13 protein-coding genes and 3 pseudogenes are annotated in these 14,397 nt (G+C 40.7%); 2 read left to right on the top strand and 14 right to left on the bottom strand.

Annotation, left to right across the window (positions count from 1 at the left end; genetic code table 11):
* The first annotated feature begins 99 nt into the window (after nucleotides 1–99).
* Entirely contained in the window at nucleotides 100–735 is a 636-nt protein-coding gene (locus tag JCM10519_RS04110; RefSeq protein ID WP_054738051.1) for a Fe-Mn family superoxide dismutase, read from the top strand.
* A 163-nt stretch (nucleotides 736–898) separates the two neighbouring features.
* On the opposite strand, the pseudogene JCM10519_RS26180 reads toward JCM10519_RS04110, so the two are convergent.
* The 9 genes and pseudogenes from JCM10519_RS26180 to JCM10519_RS04075 form a co-directional block, all read right to left on the bottom strand.
* Nucleotides 899–1,462, bottom strand: a pseudogene (locus JCM10519_RS26180) (efflux RND transporter periplasmic adaptor subunit); the annotation flags it as partial.
* A 10-nt stretch (nucleotides 1,463–1,472) separates the two neighbouring features.
* Nucleotides 1,473–2,072 carry a biotin/lipoyl-binding protein gene (locus JCM10519_RS26175; RefSeq protein ID WP_347843066.1) on the bottom strand — a complete coding sequence of 200 codons (600 nt, stop codon included), beginning with the start codon at nucleotides 2,070–2,072 and terminating at the stop codon, nucleotides 1,473–1,475.
* A gap of 26 nt (nucleotides 2,073–2,098) precedes the next feature.
* Complete coding sequence (locus JCM10519_RS04100) at nucleotides 2,099–2,779, bottom strand: efflux RND transporter periplasmic adaptor subunit (protein ID WP_054738050.1); 681 nt, start codon at nucleotides 2,777–2,779, stop codon at nucleotides 2,099–2,101.
* A 61-nt stretch (nucleotides 2,780–2,840) separates the two neighbouring features.
* Nucleotides 2,841–4,676 (bottom strand): ABC transporter transmembrane domain-containing protein, encoded by a 1,836-nt coding sequence (locus JCM10519_RS04095; RefSeq protein WP_054738049.1) that lies wholly within the window; start codon nucleotides 4,674–4,676, stop codon nucleotides 2,841–2,843.
* Nucleotides 4,673–6,427 (bottom strand): annotated as a pseudogene (locus tag JCM10519_RS04090) (ABC transporter ATP-binding protein). Before JCM10519_RS04090 ends, JCM10519_RS04095 begins: the two are co-directional and overlap by 4 nt.
* Before the next feature lie 97 nt (nucleotides 6,428–6,524).
* Nucleotides 6,525–6,866 carry a MarR family transcriptional regulator gene (locus JCM10519_RS04085; RefSeq protein WP_054738048.1) on the bottom strand — a complete coding sequence of 114 codons (342 nt, stop codon included), beginning with the start codon at nucleotides 6,864–6,866 and terminating at the stop codon, nucleotides 6,525–6,527.
* Entirely contained in the window at nucleotides 6,863–7,012 is a 150-nt protein-coding gene (locus JCM10519_RS26170) for a hypothetical protein (protein ID WP_347843065.1), read from the bottom strand. Before JCM10519_RS26170 ends, JCM10519_RS04085 begins: the two co-directional genes overlap by 4 nt.
* A 284-nt stretch (nucleotides 7,013–7,296) precedes the next feature.
* On the bottom strand, nucleotides 7,297–8,043 hold the full coding sequence (locus JCM10519_RS04080; protein ID WP_054738047.1) for an SIS domain-containing protein: 747 nt from the start codon (nucleotides 8,041–8,043) through the stop codon (nucleotides 7,297–7,299).
* 206 nt (nucleotides 8,044–8,249) lie between these two features.
* Nucleotides 8,250–9,632, bottom strand: a complete 1,383-nt coding sequence (locus JCM10519_RS04075; protein WP_054738046.1) for a 6-phospho-beta-glucosidase — start codon at nucleotides 9,630–9,632, stop codon at nucleotides 8,250–8,252.
* Nucleotides 9,633–10,254: 622 nt separating this feature from the next.
* Between JCM10519_RS04075 and JCM10519_RS04070 the strand changes: the two are divergent.
* Nucleotides 10,255–11,591: pseudogene (locus JCM10519_RS04070) on the top strand (MATE family efflux transporter).
* A gap of 25 nt (nucleotides 11,592–11,616) precedes the next feature.
* Here the strand turns inward: JCM10519_RS04070 and JCM10519_RS04065 are convergent.
* From JCM10519_RS04065 to JCM10519_RS04045, 5 genes are all read right to left on the bottom strand, one after another.
* Nucleotides 11,617–11,832 carry a DUF6485 family protein gene (locus JCM10519_RS04065; protein ID WP_054738045.1) on the bottom strand — a complete coding sequence of 72 codons (216 nt, stop codon included), beginning with the start codon at nucleotides 11,830–11,832 and terminating at the stop codon, nucleotides 11,617–11,619.
* An 868-nt stretch (nucleotides 11,833–12,700) separates the two neighbouring features.
* A complete protein-coding gene (locus JCM10519_RS04055) occupies nucleotides 12,701–13,030 on the bottom strand; it encodes a hypothetical protein (RefSeq protein WP_054738043.1) in 330 nt (109 codons plus the stop codon).
* Nucleotides 13,031–13,262: 232 nt separating this feature from the next.
* Nucleotides 13,263–13,409: a hypothetical protein gene (locus tag JCM10519_RS26165; RefSeq protein ID WP_347843064.1), complete on the bottom strand. Its 147-nt coding sequence runs from the start codon at nucleotides 13,407–13,409 to the stop codon at nucleotides 13,263–13,265.
* A 37-nt stretch (nucleotides 13,410–13,446) separates the two neighbouring features.
* Nucleotides 13,447–13,899 carry a hypothetical protein gene (locus JCM10519_RS04050; RefSeq protein WP_054738042.1) on the bottom strand — a complete coding sequence of 151 codons (453 nt, stop codon included), beginning with the start codon at nucleotides 13,897–13,899 and terminating at the stop codon, nucleotides 13,447–13,449.
* Nucleotides 13,900–13,975: 76 nt separating this feature from the next.
* A complete protein-coding gene (locus JCM10519_RS04045) occupies nucleotides 13,976–14,392 on the bottom strand; it encodes an immunity 22 family protein (protein WP_054738041.1) in 417 nt (138 codons plus the stop codon).
* Nucleotides 14,393–14,397 lie beyond the last annotated feature (5 nt).

The raw sequence follows: 14,397 nt of genomic DNA, 5'->3' as shown, positions 1-14,397 counted from the left end.
AGACAAACATGGAAATAAAAAACGAAAAGTGGCTTTTATTCCTCACGAGCCTATATTTTCTGAATATATTTATACAAATGAACAAAAAAGGAATTATCAATGAATGAGCATTATCCATTTGTAAATCCGCCCCTTCCTTATGCTTACGATGCCCTGGAGCCGTGCATCGATGCATTGACAATGTGCCTCCATCATGACAGGCACTTACAAACCTATGTGAACAACCTTAACGCAACACTCAAAGACTGTCCGGACTTACAGGACTGGCCGCTGGAAAAGCTGATCTGCAAGGCAGACTGCCTGAAAAAGGATGTTCAGAAGTCCATCAGGAATAATGGAGGCGGCGTTTACAATCATATCTTCTATTTTAATGGCATGTCAGACTCTGAAACCCGCTGTCAGGCAGGCATGCTCTATGACGCCCTTGTGGAAGAGTTTGGATGTGTGGAAGCTTTTTACCATGAATTTGAGGAAATGGCCCTGTCTGTTTTTGGTTCCGGATATGCTTGGCTGACTGTGGACCAAAACGGCAAGCTTAAAATCATAACCACGGCAAATCAGGATACCCCTATTGTCCAGAATCTTTGCCCGGTACTTACCATCGATGTTTGGGAACACGCCTATTATTTAAAGCATTATAATGAAAGGATCGCATACATTTATAACTGGTTCCAGGTGGTAGACTGGGAATGCGCCAATATGCATTACCTGGAATGCATGAAATGCCGGAACTAAGTCCCGGTCCTCCTTCTTTTCTAACGGGAAACGGAGCCTGTTTACAATGAAACGCACCGCCTCATGCATGTCTGGCCGAATATAAGCCAGGCATGCATGAGGCGGTGCGTTTCTTATGTTTTATTCTTTTTGATTTACAAAAATTCCTGTTCCTGATTTAAGTCTACTTTACTGTTAACACCTGTACCCTTTCTCCGTCTTCCAGAGAACTGCTGCTCTGCATTACCACTTCATCCCCTTCGGATAGTCCCTGGGATACCTCATAATAAGCATTCTTTTTCTTTCCTTTCGTGACCGCTGTCCTGACTGCGGTTCCATTGGAAACCTTATACACAAAAGTACCGGAGTCATCGGATTGGATGCATTTAGCAGGAATGTATACAGAACTGTTTTCCTTGTTTTCAGACACCCTTAGATCTGCCGTCAGGCCGATATAGCTGACCTTGCTTGCCTCTTCCAGCTGTACGGTCACCGTGAACATCCCTGTGGAAGCATTGCTGACTGCGGATATTTCGGAAATAGTTCCCTGGCAGCTCTCACCTAATGGCTGAAGGCTGACATTCATGGGCATTCCTGTTTTCAGCTGGTCTATGTCCATGTCAGCCACCTGGATCTTTACTTTCTTGCCGCTGTCGTCAATAACCGCCATTGCCTTCACCTGGGGGGAAACCATTTGGCCCACTTCCACATAAACACTTGTTATCATTCCGGTTATGGGCGATGTGACCGTACAGTCATCATATTTTTTTCTGCACTATATCCAGTGCAGCCTTGGCACTGTCCATCTGGGCCTTTGTGACCTCGTAATTGCCTGTCTGCCCGTTTCTTGCGGCCTGGAGCTGTACGGACGCTGAATCCATCTGCGCCCTGGCTCCTTCATACTCTGCCTGGGAAACAGCTCCGCCGGCAAACAGGGCTTCCATTCGGCTAAAATTATCTCTGGCTGTGTTAAAGGCAATTTCCGCCGGCCTTACGCTTGTATTTTGCTGGCTTGCCTTCTCTGCATTTTTAAAAGCTGCCTCCGCTGCCTGGTAGCCTGCCTTTGCCTGTTCCAGCTGAAGCCCTGCATCCTGATTATCTACCTGGAACAAAACGTCTCCTGCATTTACCCTGTCCCCTTCCTTTACCGGGATCTCTAAAATCTTTCCATTGCTGTTTGGCATTACATCAACGCTGCTGAGCGCTTCCACGGTTCCCTGCCACACCATGGTGGACAAGTCCTTTCCTGATTTCGCTGCTGCGACTGTTACCTCGGTCTGTTTGCCCTCACCTGCACAGCCGGTAAGAAGGCCCACCAGCATTGCCATTGTCATTAAACCTGTGAACAATTTTTTCATCTATTCTGACCTCCTGTAAGCCCAATTCATTTCAGATGTATTTTAACTGATGCGTTCATGCCAAATACAAGGGGAAGATCTTCTTCATTTTCAATCGTCACCTTAATTGGTATTAACTGTGTCACTTTTGTATATTCTCCGCTGGTGTTAAAGCTGGTATTATTGGAAAAATAGGTCTGAGTGGCAGGATCGATCTCCGTCACCTGTCCCTTAAAGGTTTTTCCAGGATAAGCATCTATCTTCACATCCACCCGCTGTCCTAAGCGGACCTTCATGATATCCGTTTCTTCCACATTTACCCCTATGTAAAGATCCGAGGTATCGGCTACCAGCGCCAGTTCTGATCCCAGGGCCACCGTCTGATTTATGGCTCCGTCATTTTTTACTACAGTTCCTGTAATGGGGGAACTAATATAAGGAAGAATCTCCTGCCGTCCCAGCACCTGATCCTGTTCTACCAGGTCCCCATTTTCCACATCCCATGACAAAAGCTTTCCACTGGTTACCGCTTTTACGGAATAGAGCTTTGCCGTTACTTTTGCATTATTTGTTTTAAAGTAAGAGACGCTTGAATTATAGATATAATATCCAGCCCCGCATCCGGCAAGCACCAGCAGGACCAGGAGGGGAGCTATGATCTTTTTTAGTTTTCCTGTTCCTGTCTTTATTTCCTGATCCTCAACATTTATATGTTTGTTTTCCTGCATATTTCTTTCTCTCCGTTCTGTTATTTTTGCAAAGGCAAGGAGCCAAGGTCAAGGGTATTGACTAATCTGCAAACTGGCTGTGATACAGATCTGCATAAAATCCTTTCTTCTCTAACAGCGATTCATGATTTCCCTGTTCTATGATATCGCCATCCTTCATTACCAGGATCAGGTCTGCATCCCGGATGGTGGAAAGGCGGTGGGCGATCACAAAGCTGGTCCTGCCCTGCATCAATTTACCCATGGCCTTTTGGATCAGCACTTCTGTTCTCGTGTCAATGGAGCTGGTGGCTTCATCCAGGATCAAAATTCTGGGATCCGCCAAAATCGTCCTTGCAATGGTCAAAAGCTGCTTCTGCCCCTGGGATAAGTTGCTGGATTCCTCGTTGATCACCATGTGATAGCCTCCCGGCAATGCCCGGATGAATTCATCGCAGTGGGCCGCTTTTGCAGCCTCTATGACCTCTTCATCTGTTTTATCAAAATTTCCATACCGGATATTATCCATAATGGTGGCATTGTACAGCCATGTTTCCTGAAGCACCATACCGAACATGGACCGTAAATCCCCTCTTGTAAAATCCAGGGTATCATGACCGTCGATCAGAATATGCCCGGAATTTAATTCATAAAATCTCATCAGCAATTTCACCACCGTTGTTTTGCCCGCTCCTGTGGGTCCTACGATGGCGACCATCTGGCCGGCATTTATGGCAGAGGAGAAATCGTGGATGATCATTGTATCCGGCGTATAGCCAAAACAAACATTTTTAAATTCCACATTTCCATGGACCTCCTTAAGCTGGATCGGCGCCTTACATTCCGGTACCTCATCCTGCTCATCTAAAAACTCGAATACACGCTCTGCCGCAGCGGCTGTGGACTGCAGCGTGTTAGATACATTGGCGATCTGGGAAATAGGCTGCATAAATGAACGCATGTATTGGATAAACGCCTGGACATCTCCGATCTCAATCACCTTTTCCACCGTCAGATATCCGCCCAGCAGACAGACACAAACATAGCCCAGGTTACTGATAAAGGACATGATAGGCATCATCATTCCTGATAAAAACTGGGACTTCCATGCCGAACCGTATAATTTGCGGTTGATCGCCCCGAATTTTTCGATCGCTTCCTTTTCTCCGTTAAATATCTGCACCACATTATGGCCGCTGTATATTTCTTCAATATGGCCGTTTAAGTGTCCCAGACTTTCCTGCTGACTCTGAAAATATTTCTGGGATTTCTTTACCACCGCCATGATTAAGGCCATGGAAATGAAGAGGACCAATACAGCCACCAGGGTCATCCGGATGCTGATGGATATCATCATGATGACGATTCCCACCAGGGTCGTCACAGAGGTAATGATCTGGGTGAGGCTCTGGTTCAGCGTCTGGCTCACCGTATCCACGTCATTGGTGATCCTTGACAAAATCTCTCCGTGGGTCCTTGTATCATAATAATTAAGGGGGAGACTGTTCATTTTTGTGAAATATTTTTTTCTCAACTCATAGGTGACCTGCATACTGATGCCGGACATGATATAGCTCTGCAAATAAGAAAATACGGCAGATACCACATATAGCACAACCAAAAGCAGGAGGCGGTTCCGGATGTAGCGGAAATCCGTTAATAATCCAGTGCCCATCATCCAGGCAATCAGACCTTCAAACAGCTTTGTCGTGGCTTTTCCTAAAATCTTAGGCCCTGCAATGGAAAACACGGAGGAACAGCAGGCAAACAGGATTACCACAAATACCGAGCTTTTATATGGCTCTAGGTAACGGGCCAGATGAAGCATGGTTCCTTTAAAGTCCTTTGCACTCTCCGCTTTGCCCTGCATTCCACCGCTCCCGCCCATGGGGGAACTGGATGATTTCTTTTCTGTCATTTCAATTCCTCCTCGCTAAGCTGTGATAATGCAATTTCCCGGTAAACTTCGCAGGTTTTCATCAATTCCCGGTGGGATCCTTTTCCTGCAATCCTGCCATGTTCCAAAACAATGATCTGGTCCGCGTTCATGATGGTACTGATGCGCTGCGCCACTAAAAAGATGGTGCTGCCACCGGTTTTTTTCACGAAGAGCAGCCCGAAGCTTTGCATCCGTTTTAAAATCCAGGGCAGAAAAGCTGTCATCGAACACATTCACAGGTGCTCTTTTTACAAGTGCCCTGGCAATGGAAAGCCGCTGTTTTTGTCCGCCCGATACATTTCCTCCTCCCTGGGCAATGGTTGTTTCAAAGTTCTCCGGCTTTGATTTGATAAATTCCATGGCCTGAGCCGTATCTGCCGCTTCTTCAACCTGTTCCCTGGTGGCATTCCGGTCACCGTACATTAAGTTGCTTTCAATGGTTCCAGAAAACAAAATCCCCTTTTGGGGGACAAATCCTATGATATTACGCAGCTGATGGACCGGCCAATTCCTGATATTGACTCCGTCAATGAGGATCTCCCCTGCTGTCACATCATAAAATCTGGGAAGAAGGTTCACCAGTGTACTTTTTCCGCTTCCAGTAGCGCCGATAAAGGCTGTGGTATGTCCTGGCAGCGCCGTAAACGTGATGTTGTGCAGCACGTCTTCATCTGCATCCGGATACCGGAAGGATACGCCCCGGTATTCCACAACGCCTTTTGGAACCCCTGGGATTTCAGCCGCATCCTCAGGGTCTGCAATGGAAGGTTCTGTCTGGAGAACTTCCACAACACGCCTGATGGACACGATAGCTCTTGGAATCATGATGAACATCATGGTCATCATCAAAAATGCCATGATGATCTGCATAACATACTGCATGTAAGCCATCATATCTCCCACTTCCATCCGGAAGGAGGATACTGCCTTTGACCCCACCCATATGATCAGGAGGTTGGTCAGATTCATGATTAACATCATGGCCGGCATCATGCCGGAGGTGACACGATTGACAAACAAATTTGTCTGAGTCAGCCTTAAATTCACCTTTTCAAACCGTTTTTCCTCAAATCTCTGGGTGTTAAAAGCCTGATCACCAGGGTCCCTTCCAGGCTTTCCCTTACTACCAGGTTCAAACGGTCAATGAGCTTTTGAACAAATTGGAAACTGGGCATGACAGCTGCAAGCATGCTGAAGACCACCACCAGCAGTAATGCCACGGAAAGTGCAATGATCCATGACATTGATTTGTTTTTGTCCAGCGCGTGTATTACACCTCCGATTCCCATGATGGGAGCATAAAATACAATGCGGATCACCATAACGATCAGCTGCTGGATCTGGGTGATATCGTTGGTTGTTCTTGTAATAAGGGAAGAAGTGGAGTATTTCTCCAGTTCCGCATTGGAAAAGCTTTCTACCTTGGCAAAAATGTCCTGACGTAGATCTCTGCTGACACCGGCTGCGATCCTGGCGGCAATAAGACCGACTAGAATCGTACAGCAGGCACTGATTAAGGCTATTCCAAGCATTTGAAATCCAATTTTAAGTATGTATGAGGTATTACCCGTTGTAATTCCCTTGTTTACAATATCAGACATAAAATCAGGAAGTGACAAATCGCAGGTTGCCTGACCAAACAGCAGCGCCACTGACACTGCTATAAATAAAAAATACGGCTTAAAATATCGGAAAAATAATTTCAAATTTATCCCCTCCTTTCCGTTCATCTCTCATACTTTTTTTTAAGTTTTGTAATCCTGTTTGTTTTTTCAAAATCTGTCCTTATCTTCCTCTGTCCTTATCTTCCGCAACTTGCTCTTTTCCTCACAAATCCTTTTCTTTCATCATTAGATCCACTTCTTTTTCCATTAGTTCAGAAAACTTTTTCCATAATTCAATCAATTTGCTTGCTTCTTCTTCTCCCATGCCAATGATTACCCGTTCCAGCAAATCACTCATACTTTCTGAACACTTCTTCCATAGTTTCTCTCCCTCTTCCGTTAAGGAAACACAGATATTCCTGCGGCTTTTAGGATCTATTTCCCTGCAGATCAAGCCCCTTTCTTCCATTGAGTTCAGCATCCGGGATGCTGCCGATAATGCGATATTCATCCTTTTTGCCAAGTCAGATACATGAATCCCCTTCTTTTCCGGATTTTCATTCATGCTGGTCCGTATTTGATGCAGCGCAAAAATTCGCTTCGTGTGACGCCTTCCGGTACGCAGTTTCTATGGATGTTTTGTTTTCTTCCCATCATCGTGGCTAATTCTGATTTAAACTTCTTTATGTATTCTTCCTGTCCAGCCTTCATAACAAAAAAACCCCCTATTTTTTCTTTACTTAACATTGTTAACAATTTTCAATGTTTATCATTCTACATCCGTTTAAATCATGTGTCAATTATTTTTTCCGTTAAAATTTAATTAATAAATGGGAGAGCAGCCAGCATTATCCTTACTCTGGTCTTTGATTTCTTTCCTTCATTATCCTGGCCAGGGATTTATTAACTGACACAAAAAAAGGGACTGCCTGCGGTAATACCCAGGCAAATCCCTTTTCTGAATCTATTGTAATATTAAGCTTTCTTTTCTATTTTCAACCCTGTTTTCTCTGCACCGTTAACTTAGCCAGTGCTTCCACAATATAAACTGCCGGTATCTGAGAGGTTATATCCACCTTCATCTTCTTATAATCCATACGTTCCCCCTGGATATAATAAGAGATATTGTAATCAGAAATCCTGGCCAAGGTACTGTTCTTACGGTTGGTAATGGATACCACTGTACTATTGCATTGTCTGATGATCTCCGAATTTTCAATAAGTATGTCCGTTTCTCCCTCCACAGAAAGAATGATAATAATACTTTCTTCCGGAAATTCCAGACTGATAGGAAACATGGGATTATTGATCCCTGTGGCAAAAATTCCGATATTGCAGAAATACCGGCTTGCATATTCGGCAATAATTCCCGAATTGCCTATTCCAAGAAAAATAATCTGTTTCTTTTCTGCTATAATATTGGCGATAGACTTAAGCTGTTCATGAAAGGACTCTGTCCCGATCTTTTGAAAAAAATCCAGGATTGAGCTGGAATCAAATCCCTGACGGATTGTTTTTGTACTCTCCTGCTCCATCTTAAATCTGATCTTAAATTCAGAAAATCCATTGCAGTTTACTTTCCTGCAGAACCGGGCTATGGTCGTTGTGGAAACATGAGCCTCATTGGCAAATTCCCGAATGGTCAAATAAGGAATCTTCTCACTGTTTTTCAATATAAAATTATAAACCTCATAATCAAGTTCACTAAACTGGTTCAATACCTGATTGGAAAACATCATCATATTCCGCTACCGCCTTTTATATTTATTAATCAACATCTGATATTCCAATTTACCGCTGCAGGTTGTCTCTTTTATTTTAACATAAAAAGGGGGTATTTTCAATGAACAGGAATTCCTTAACCACCAAAAGAAGCCATTGCAGCTGACTTTTATATCAGCATGCAACGGCTCCTTTCACAGCAGAAAAGTAATAGAAATATGGTAATTTAGCTGTTCTTGGCTTCCAAACGATCAATCGTCTCTTTAAACTGCGGTAAATGTTCCTTATGGGCGATTAGCAATTCATCCAGCACTGTCTTGGCAATTTTGCCGCTGGGAACCAGAGGATTTATGGTAAATGCCTGCTGGGCGGTTCCGTAATCTCCGGTTACCGCCGCTTTAATGGTAGTTAACTCCATGTCTTTCATTAACTGCAGCAGACCTCTGCTGGAAGGATCAAAGGAACCCCAGGAAATCGGAACCGGACCGCCTGATGTTATGATACTGCTTACTTCCACTACCACATCATCGGGCAAATCTGAGATGGCTCCATTATTTCTCGTGCTGACTACCATATGGGTACGCTTGTCATTAAAGATGGAATTAATTAACTCACAGGCTGCATCTGAATAGAAAGCTCCGCCCCGTTTTTCTAACTGAGGCGGTTTAACACTCAGCTCAGGATTTTTATACAGCTCAAATAATTCGGCTTCCGTACGTTTTACCAGTTCGGCACGGGTCTCGCCTTTTGCAAAGGCTTCCAATTCCTCCTGCAGCATATCATCTGTAATATAATAATATCTGTGGTACATACAGGGGATAATTCCCAGATTTAAAATCTGTTCCGGTAAAAACGAGATATTGGGGATATTTTGTACACCTGAATTTGCGCTTGTAAAGCTTTTCAGCGCATTTTTCATATTTTCAACACTGGTATAAGCCGTTTCAAGTACCTCTTTGGTCTTTTCCTCACCGGTTTTGTCCCATACTCTGTGCCAGTGAAAATGATTCAGGCCTCCAAAACGGAAGAACAGATCCTCCTCGTTCTCCTTTAAAGCTCCTGCTGCGATCTTTCTGCAAAGAATGGGAACATTACACAGACCTACTACCTTATTCCAGTTGCCATAACGCATAACAGCTTCTGTTACCATGCCGGATGGGTTGGTAAAATTAACAAGCCATGCATCGGGACACAGTTCTTTCATGTCCTTTACAATATCTAAAATAACCGGAATGGTACGGAATGCCTTGAACATTCCACCGGCGCCATTGGTTTCCTGGCCCAGAATTCCGTGGGATAATGGAATTCTCTCATCTTTAATCCGTGCGTCCAACAGGCCGACGCGGAACTGAGTGGTAACAAAATCAGCATCTTTAAGAGCTTCCCGCCGGTCTAATGTCAGATGGACCTCCCAGTCAAGTCCTGCTGCCTTTACCATGCGCTTTGCCAAATTGCCGACGATCTCAAGTTTTTCTTTTCCTGCTTCAATATCTACCAGCCAAATTTCTTTTATGGGAAGGTGATCTTTTCTCTTAATAAACCCTTCCATTAATTCAGGAGTGTAACTGGAACCTCCTCCAATGGTTACAATTTTAATTTTTTTGTTCATATATAAGCCCTCCTTTTTATAAGAGAATTATAATACAAAAAAAGAAGGCAGGAAAACAGAGGCAGCGCATTCAGTGACATTACAAACCGTTTAGGTACATGTTTCTCACAAAAGACACCTTGTATTTTTTCTGCAGGAATTACTTGATATACGGTAACATCAGACTATTAAATTTCATTTGGTGAGCCAAATGCCCTGGCAAAATATTATTTAAATTCAGCTTCGTTCCTCAGCCAAAGCCCTTGGCAAAACCATTAGGCATTTAATTAACATTATTGCTAATTGGTTTTCAATCTCATAGATTTGTTTTTATACTTTACATATATAAAATGGCAGACGTATGCTTTTGCTGGTATACTATTCAAATGATAAAATTGTCAAATATCGTAAGGCAGGATGAAAGTGAAAATGAATCCAGGCAAGAAAAAAGATGTTTATTTCTAAGTGTCCGGTCAAAGGAAAAGAAGTGTGATTTCACTATATTTGTTTCTATAGTAACAATTTCGTGCTTATTGACAAAAGGAGGTTCCAATGGTACCCTTTAGGCATTGCGTAAAATTTTTGTTTGCCAAATGAATTTCCCTGCCGCAATTAACAAATTGAAAGGATTTTATGGATAAACATGAATACTACAAGAGATCTGATCAACGGCAATGAAACAAAGGTCATGATAAATTTCGCCATTCCCATGATCATAGGAAACATATTTCAGCAATTATATAATGTTGCAGATACAGTGATTGTGGGAAAGTTTATTGGTTCCAATGCTCTTGCTGCAGTAGGCAGTTCATTTTCCGTTATGGTTTTGTTGACCTCTATCATCATTGGGTTCTGCATGGGCAGCAGCATGGTGTTTTCCATGATTTTTGGTGCAAAGGAAATTGATGAACTAAAAAACTGTTTTTTTACAGCTTTTATTTTCATTGGAATCGTGACCGTTGTTATCAATGTTTGCTCCATCCTTTTTATTGATGAAATTTTGGCTTTTATCAATATTCCTGAGGAAATTTTCTTGGACGCAAAAACTTACCTGCAGATTATTTTTTATGGGATCAGCTTTACATATATTTATAATTACTTTAGCGCTGCTATGCGGAGCATAGGTAATTCGGTAGTGCCGCTTATCTTTCTTATCCTATCTGCTGTTATCAATATTGTGCTGGATATCATATTCGTTGTTCCTCTTCAGATGGGGATCGCCGGTGCTGCCTATGCCACTATTATTGCACAGGGATTTTCAGCCATTGGCATTGCTCTTTTTTGCATACTGCGTGTTCCTTTGATCCGTCTTAAACGGGAGCATTTATATTTTAATAAAAATATTATAAAGAAAATATCCAATTTCTCCATACTCTCCAGCATCCAGTATTCAGTTATGAATTTTGGAATTTTGATGATACAGGGTTTGGTGAACAGCTTCGGTGTTTCTGCAATGGCAGCTTTTGCAGCAGTCGTTAAAATAGAAAGCTTTGCTTATATGCCGGTTCAGGATTTTGGCAATGCTTTTTCTACCTTTATCGCACAAAATATGGGGGCAGGAAAGCAAAAGCGTATTTACACTGGGATTCGCTCCGCAGTTAAAATTATAACTATTTACTGCGTTATGATTTCCGTCTTAATATTATTGTCTGCAAAGCCTTTGATGTACATTTTATTAATAAAAATGAAACAGAAATATTGAGAATTGGTGTACAATACCTTTCTATTGTAGCTGGTTTTTATTGCCTGATCGGGTATTTGTTTATGTTTTATGGCCTATTCCGCGGGATAGGAAAGCCAGGGGTATCCATTATACTTACCGTTGTAAGTCTTGGTTCCAGAGTTATCCTGGCTTATATACTATCCGCTGTAAACTGGATCGGAATTGTTGGGATATGGTGGGCGATTCCTATTGGGTGGGCTCTGGCAGATGTGATCGGTGTTATTTTAATCAGGTATTATTATGTGAATAATCGCTGATCCGGTTACGGCTTGGCAACAGGTTTTATTCTTTATTATTTAAATAGAATTGGACAAAATTATTGATAGAAAATTCCTTAAGTTGTGATATATCGTCACTGATCATATGAAAGAAGCATCCTGGGATTTCTCCTTCTTTTAAATTCTTTCGGATACATGGATCACAGCCCAGATTGTGATTGCTTGGGTTTAGTTTGCAGGTGGTATCTGTGCAGGTGCAGAAATGTTTTTGGTTTGTCATTGGTTTCGTTCCTCCAGGTTGTATTTTAGTAGTGGATCAGAAAATGCTTGGTGGCATTTTATTCTATAATAAATAGAAACTTTCCAGAGTGCCATTCCAAACATTTAATCAGAATATTCTTCCTTTCTTGCATACCTGGGCGCTATCATTGGATAATCAATGCGAGTAATATTATAATTCCACAAAGAACGATAACGCCTCCTGATACTTTTATCATAACCGGCGATATTGCGTTTGGGAAATAACTTTTAAATTTATCGTATGGAACAAGTAACAGATACAGGCCTGCTGCCAAAAATAATAGACATTTTATTATATTAATTATAGTTCTCATAATTCTCCTTTTTAATTATTAATAGTTTTACTGTTGCACCTTAATTTTTTTATAATTAGACATTAATTTGATTTAAAAAAATTGTATTAATTAATACGAACCCTCAGTTGGGGTACTGGGGTATCCGACTAATAAAAATCTTTATTCAATTTTAAAAATTATAGTACGTCTTTGTTCTAATATAAAAATTACTGTTCTTCTTGAATCACTTATACAAACTACCCCTTTCGAATTCTTTGTTTAGAAATTTACACTGATAAAGTTGGGTTTTTATAATATTATATCAAAAAAACCGCGCATCAAATTACTTGATACCGGCGGAAACATAAAAAAACGAGATTTCTGTGTATCCGGTACGTTTTTTAACCATTTTAAGCCCTGTACACTGTATGTGTATAACGGTTTTAAAAATTCCAACTACAACATCGCATAATCAGGATTTTCTTGAAACAGATTCATTAGTAAACTTGTGGGGATGTCCTATTGCTGTTTAACATAATTCTTTTTATGTCTACTTTTCTATGACTTATCCAATTATATGCCAGCTTTTTTATCTACTAATTTTGTTCTCAATAATTCCAAGTTTTCTAATATAATATTTCCTTTTACTTCATAACGTTTGGAATCCAGATTAATGCTCTCAACGACAAGCTCTTTAACTTTATTTTTAAAGCTATCGGAACAATTACACAACATATGAGAAAATTGTAGAATCGCCTCTTCACTATAACTATTAAGTAACATTCTCAAATACATTCCTACTAAAAACTCTTTTACCACCATGATTTCTCCTAACCCCTTTATCAATTCAGGGAGAGCTAAATTTATCCCATATTCGTTAATAACAAAATAAACCATATCCATAATCTTAGATTCCTGATGAGGTTCCATATAAGGGGAATTTTGTATCTATAGTTCACATTAAGAAACGATATCCTCTAACCGAAATGTATAATTGCCCTCCGTAATACCATAAGAAATTCTATCGAAATTTTCCAAATCTTCGACTGTCTCGTTTCTAGCATATTGATAAAGACATTTTATATCAACAATTTCCTTCATTTCCTGTTTCCTTTCTTTAATAATATTATGGTTATTAACATTTAGTGCCCTCGATTTTCTCCGCTTCTGTTTTCATTGCAAGATCATACTGCTCTTGTAATTTTTGTTCCACAATAGCGTTTGGAACATTCGGTCCAGTTCTTGCATTAATATCTTGGATATCAGCTCTATCAAATTCCAACCTATCTGCGTAAGTTAATGACTCATATAGTGCATTATCATATGGTCTTGAGCTTTCGCTTAACCCATAAGTAAATGTACCTGTGTGTACTCCCCATTACGTTAAGGCAAGAACCATCACTATGATCAATAACATCCATACCTATGAAATAAGTAGACGGCATATAATAAGGAGTTACACCATCACCCGTTCTTGGTACTGTGCTGTATGAATCAACTTCTAACTCATTTGTTCTCAATGGAGTATCAGAGACAACTAACTTACCATTATCCACCTCTCCCTGAACATACTCTTTTTGCCTGGCATACAATGCATCTATCTTTTCATCATACGTCATTCCAGACACAGTAGAAGCCAAACTTTTTTTACGAGTCAGGCCCACTAGGATCAAATACATCACAGGGTTATTATGGAAATAAGCATACAGATTCTGGAATTGTAAAATGAAAAATGGAGATACTGTCAAATACCTATAAAACAGTCTCTCCATATTTTTCACTTATCTTATCTGAATACTTTTCCTACCAAGGAGATAGTAAACCCAAATTTAAACCTACTGTTCATACTTATTCTTCTCGTAACGCACATAAAAATTTAAAATGCCCAAATTCATTATTTTGTATTTCTTTAATGTCACCTTCATAGTTTAATTTTCCCACTACAATAGCAGCATTATAAAAATCCTTCAAATTATTAGGATAACTTGCTTTAAGCTTATCAATATCAAATACCTTTGCTTTTGAAAATATTTCCTCTATATTATTTGAGGACTTTGTATTTACAACTGCAACTAAGTAATCTTCATCATAAGTATTTATTCCAAAATCAATCCCAAATTCAGAACCAATGCAATCAACTTCCAAAAGTTCATAATCTTTTTTTAAATACCTATTAAGTAACTCTTGCGAATTACAATTTCCAACAAAAACAGAAACGAATTCATCATTGCTATAGGTATAATTTTTTTGCTCAACTTCTCTCATATTTC

The organism is Clostridium sp. NkU-1 (assembly GCA_001312405.1).
This window is presented reverse-complemented; position numbering and strand designations above follow the sequence as displayed.

Bases quoted from the DNA above. Each gene is read 5' to 3' on its own strand.
- JCM10519_RS26170 (WP_347843065.1), bottom strand. From the start codon at position 7,012: ATGAAGGCTGGACAGGAAGAATACATAAAGAAGTTTAAATCAGAATTA.
- JCM10519_RS04095 (WP_054738049.1), bottom strand. From the start codon at position 4,676: ATGACAGAAAAGAAATCATCCAGTTCCCCCATGGGCGGGAGCGGTGGA.
- JCM10519_RS04100 (WP_054738050.1), bottom strand. From the start codon at position 2,779: ATGCAGGAAAACAAACATATAAATGTTGAGGATCAGGAAATAAAGACA.
- JCM10519_RS04080 (WP_054738047.1), bottom strand. From the start codon at position 8,043: ATGATGATGTTTTCCAATCAGGTATTGAACCAGTTTAGTGAACTTGAT.
- JCM10519_RS04045 (WP_054738041.1), bottom strand. From the start codon at position 14,392: ATGAGAGAAGTTGAGCAAAAAAATTATACCTATAGCAATGATGAATTC.
- JCM10519_RS04085 (WP_054738048.1), bottom strand. From the start codon at position 6,866: ATGAATGAAAATCCGGAAAAGAAGGGGATTCATGTATCTGACTTGGCA.
- JCM10519_RS04050 (WP_054738042.1), bottom strand. From the start codon at position 13,899: ATGGAGAGACTGTTTTATAGGTATTTGACAGTATCTCCATTTTTCATT.
- JCM10519_RS04055 (WP_054738043.1), bottom strand. From the start codon at position 13,030: ATGGATATGGTTTATTTTGTTATTAACGAATATGGGATAAATTTAGCT.
- JCM10519_RS04075 (WP_054738046.1), bottom strand. From the start codon at position 9,632: ATGAACAAAAAAATTAAAATTGTAACCATTGGAGGAGGTTCCAGTTAC.
- JCM10519_RS04065 (WP_054738045.1), bottom strand. From the start codon at position 11,832: ATGACAAACCAAAAACATTTCTGCACCTGCACAGATACCACCTGCAAA.
- JCM10519_RS26175 (WP_347843066.1), bottom strand. From the start codon at position 2,072: ATGAAAAAATTGTTCACAGGTTTAATGACAATGGCAATGCTGGTGGGC.
- JCM10519_RS04110 (WP_054738051.1), top strand. From the start codon at position 100: ATGAATGAGCATTATCCATTTGTAAATCCGCCCCTTCCTTATGCTTAC.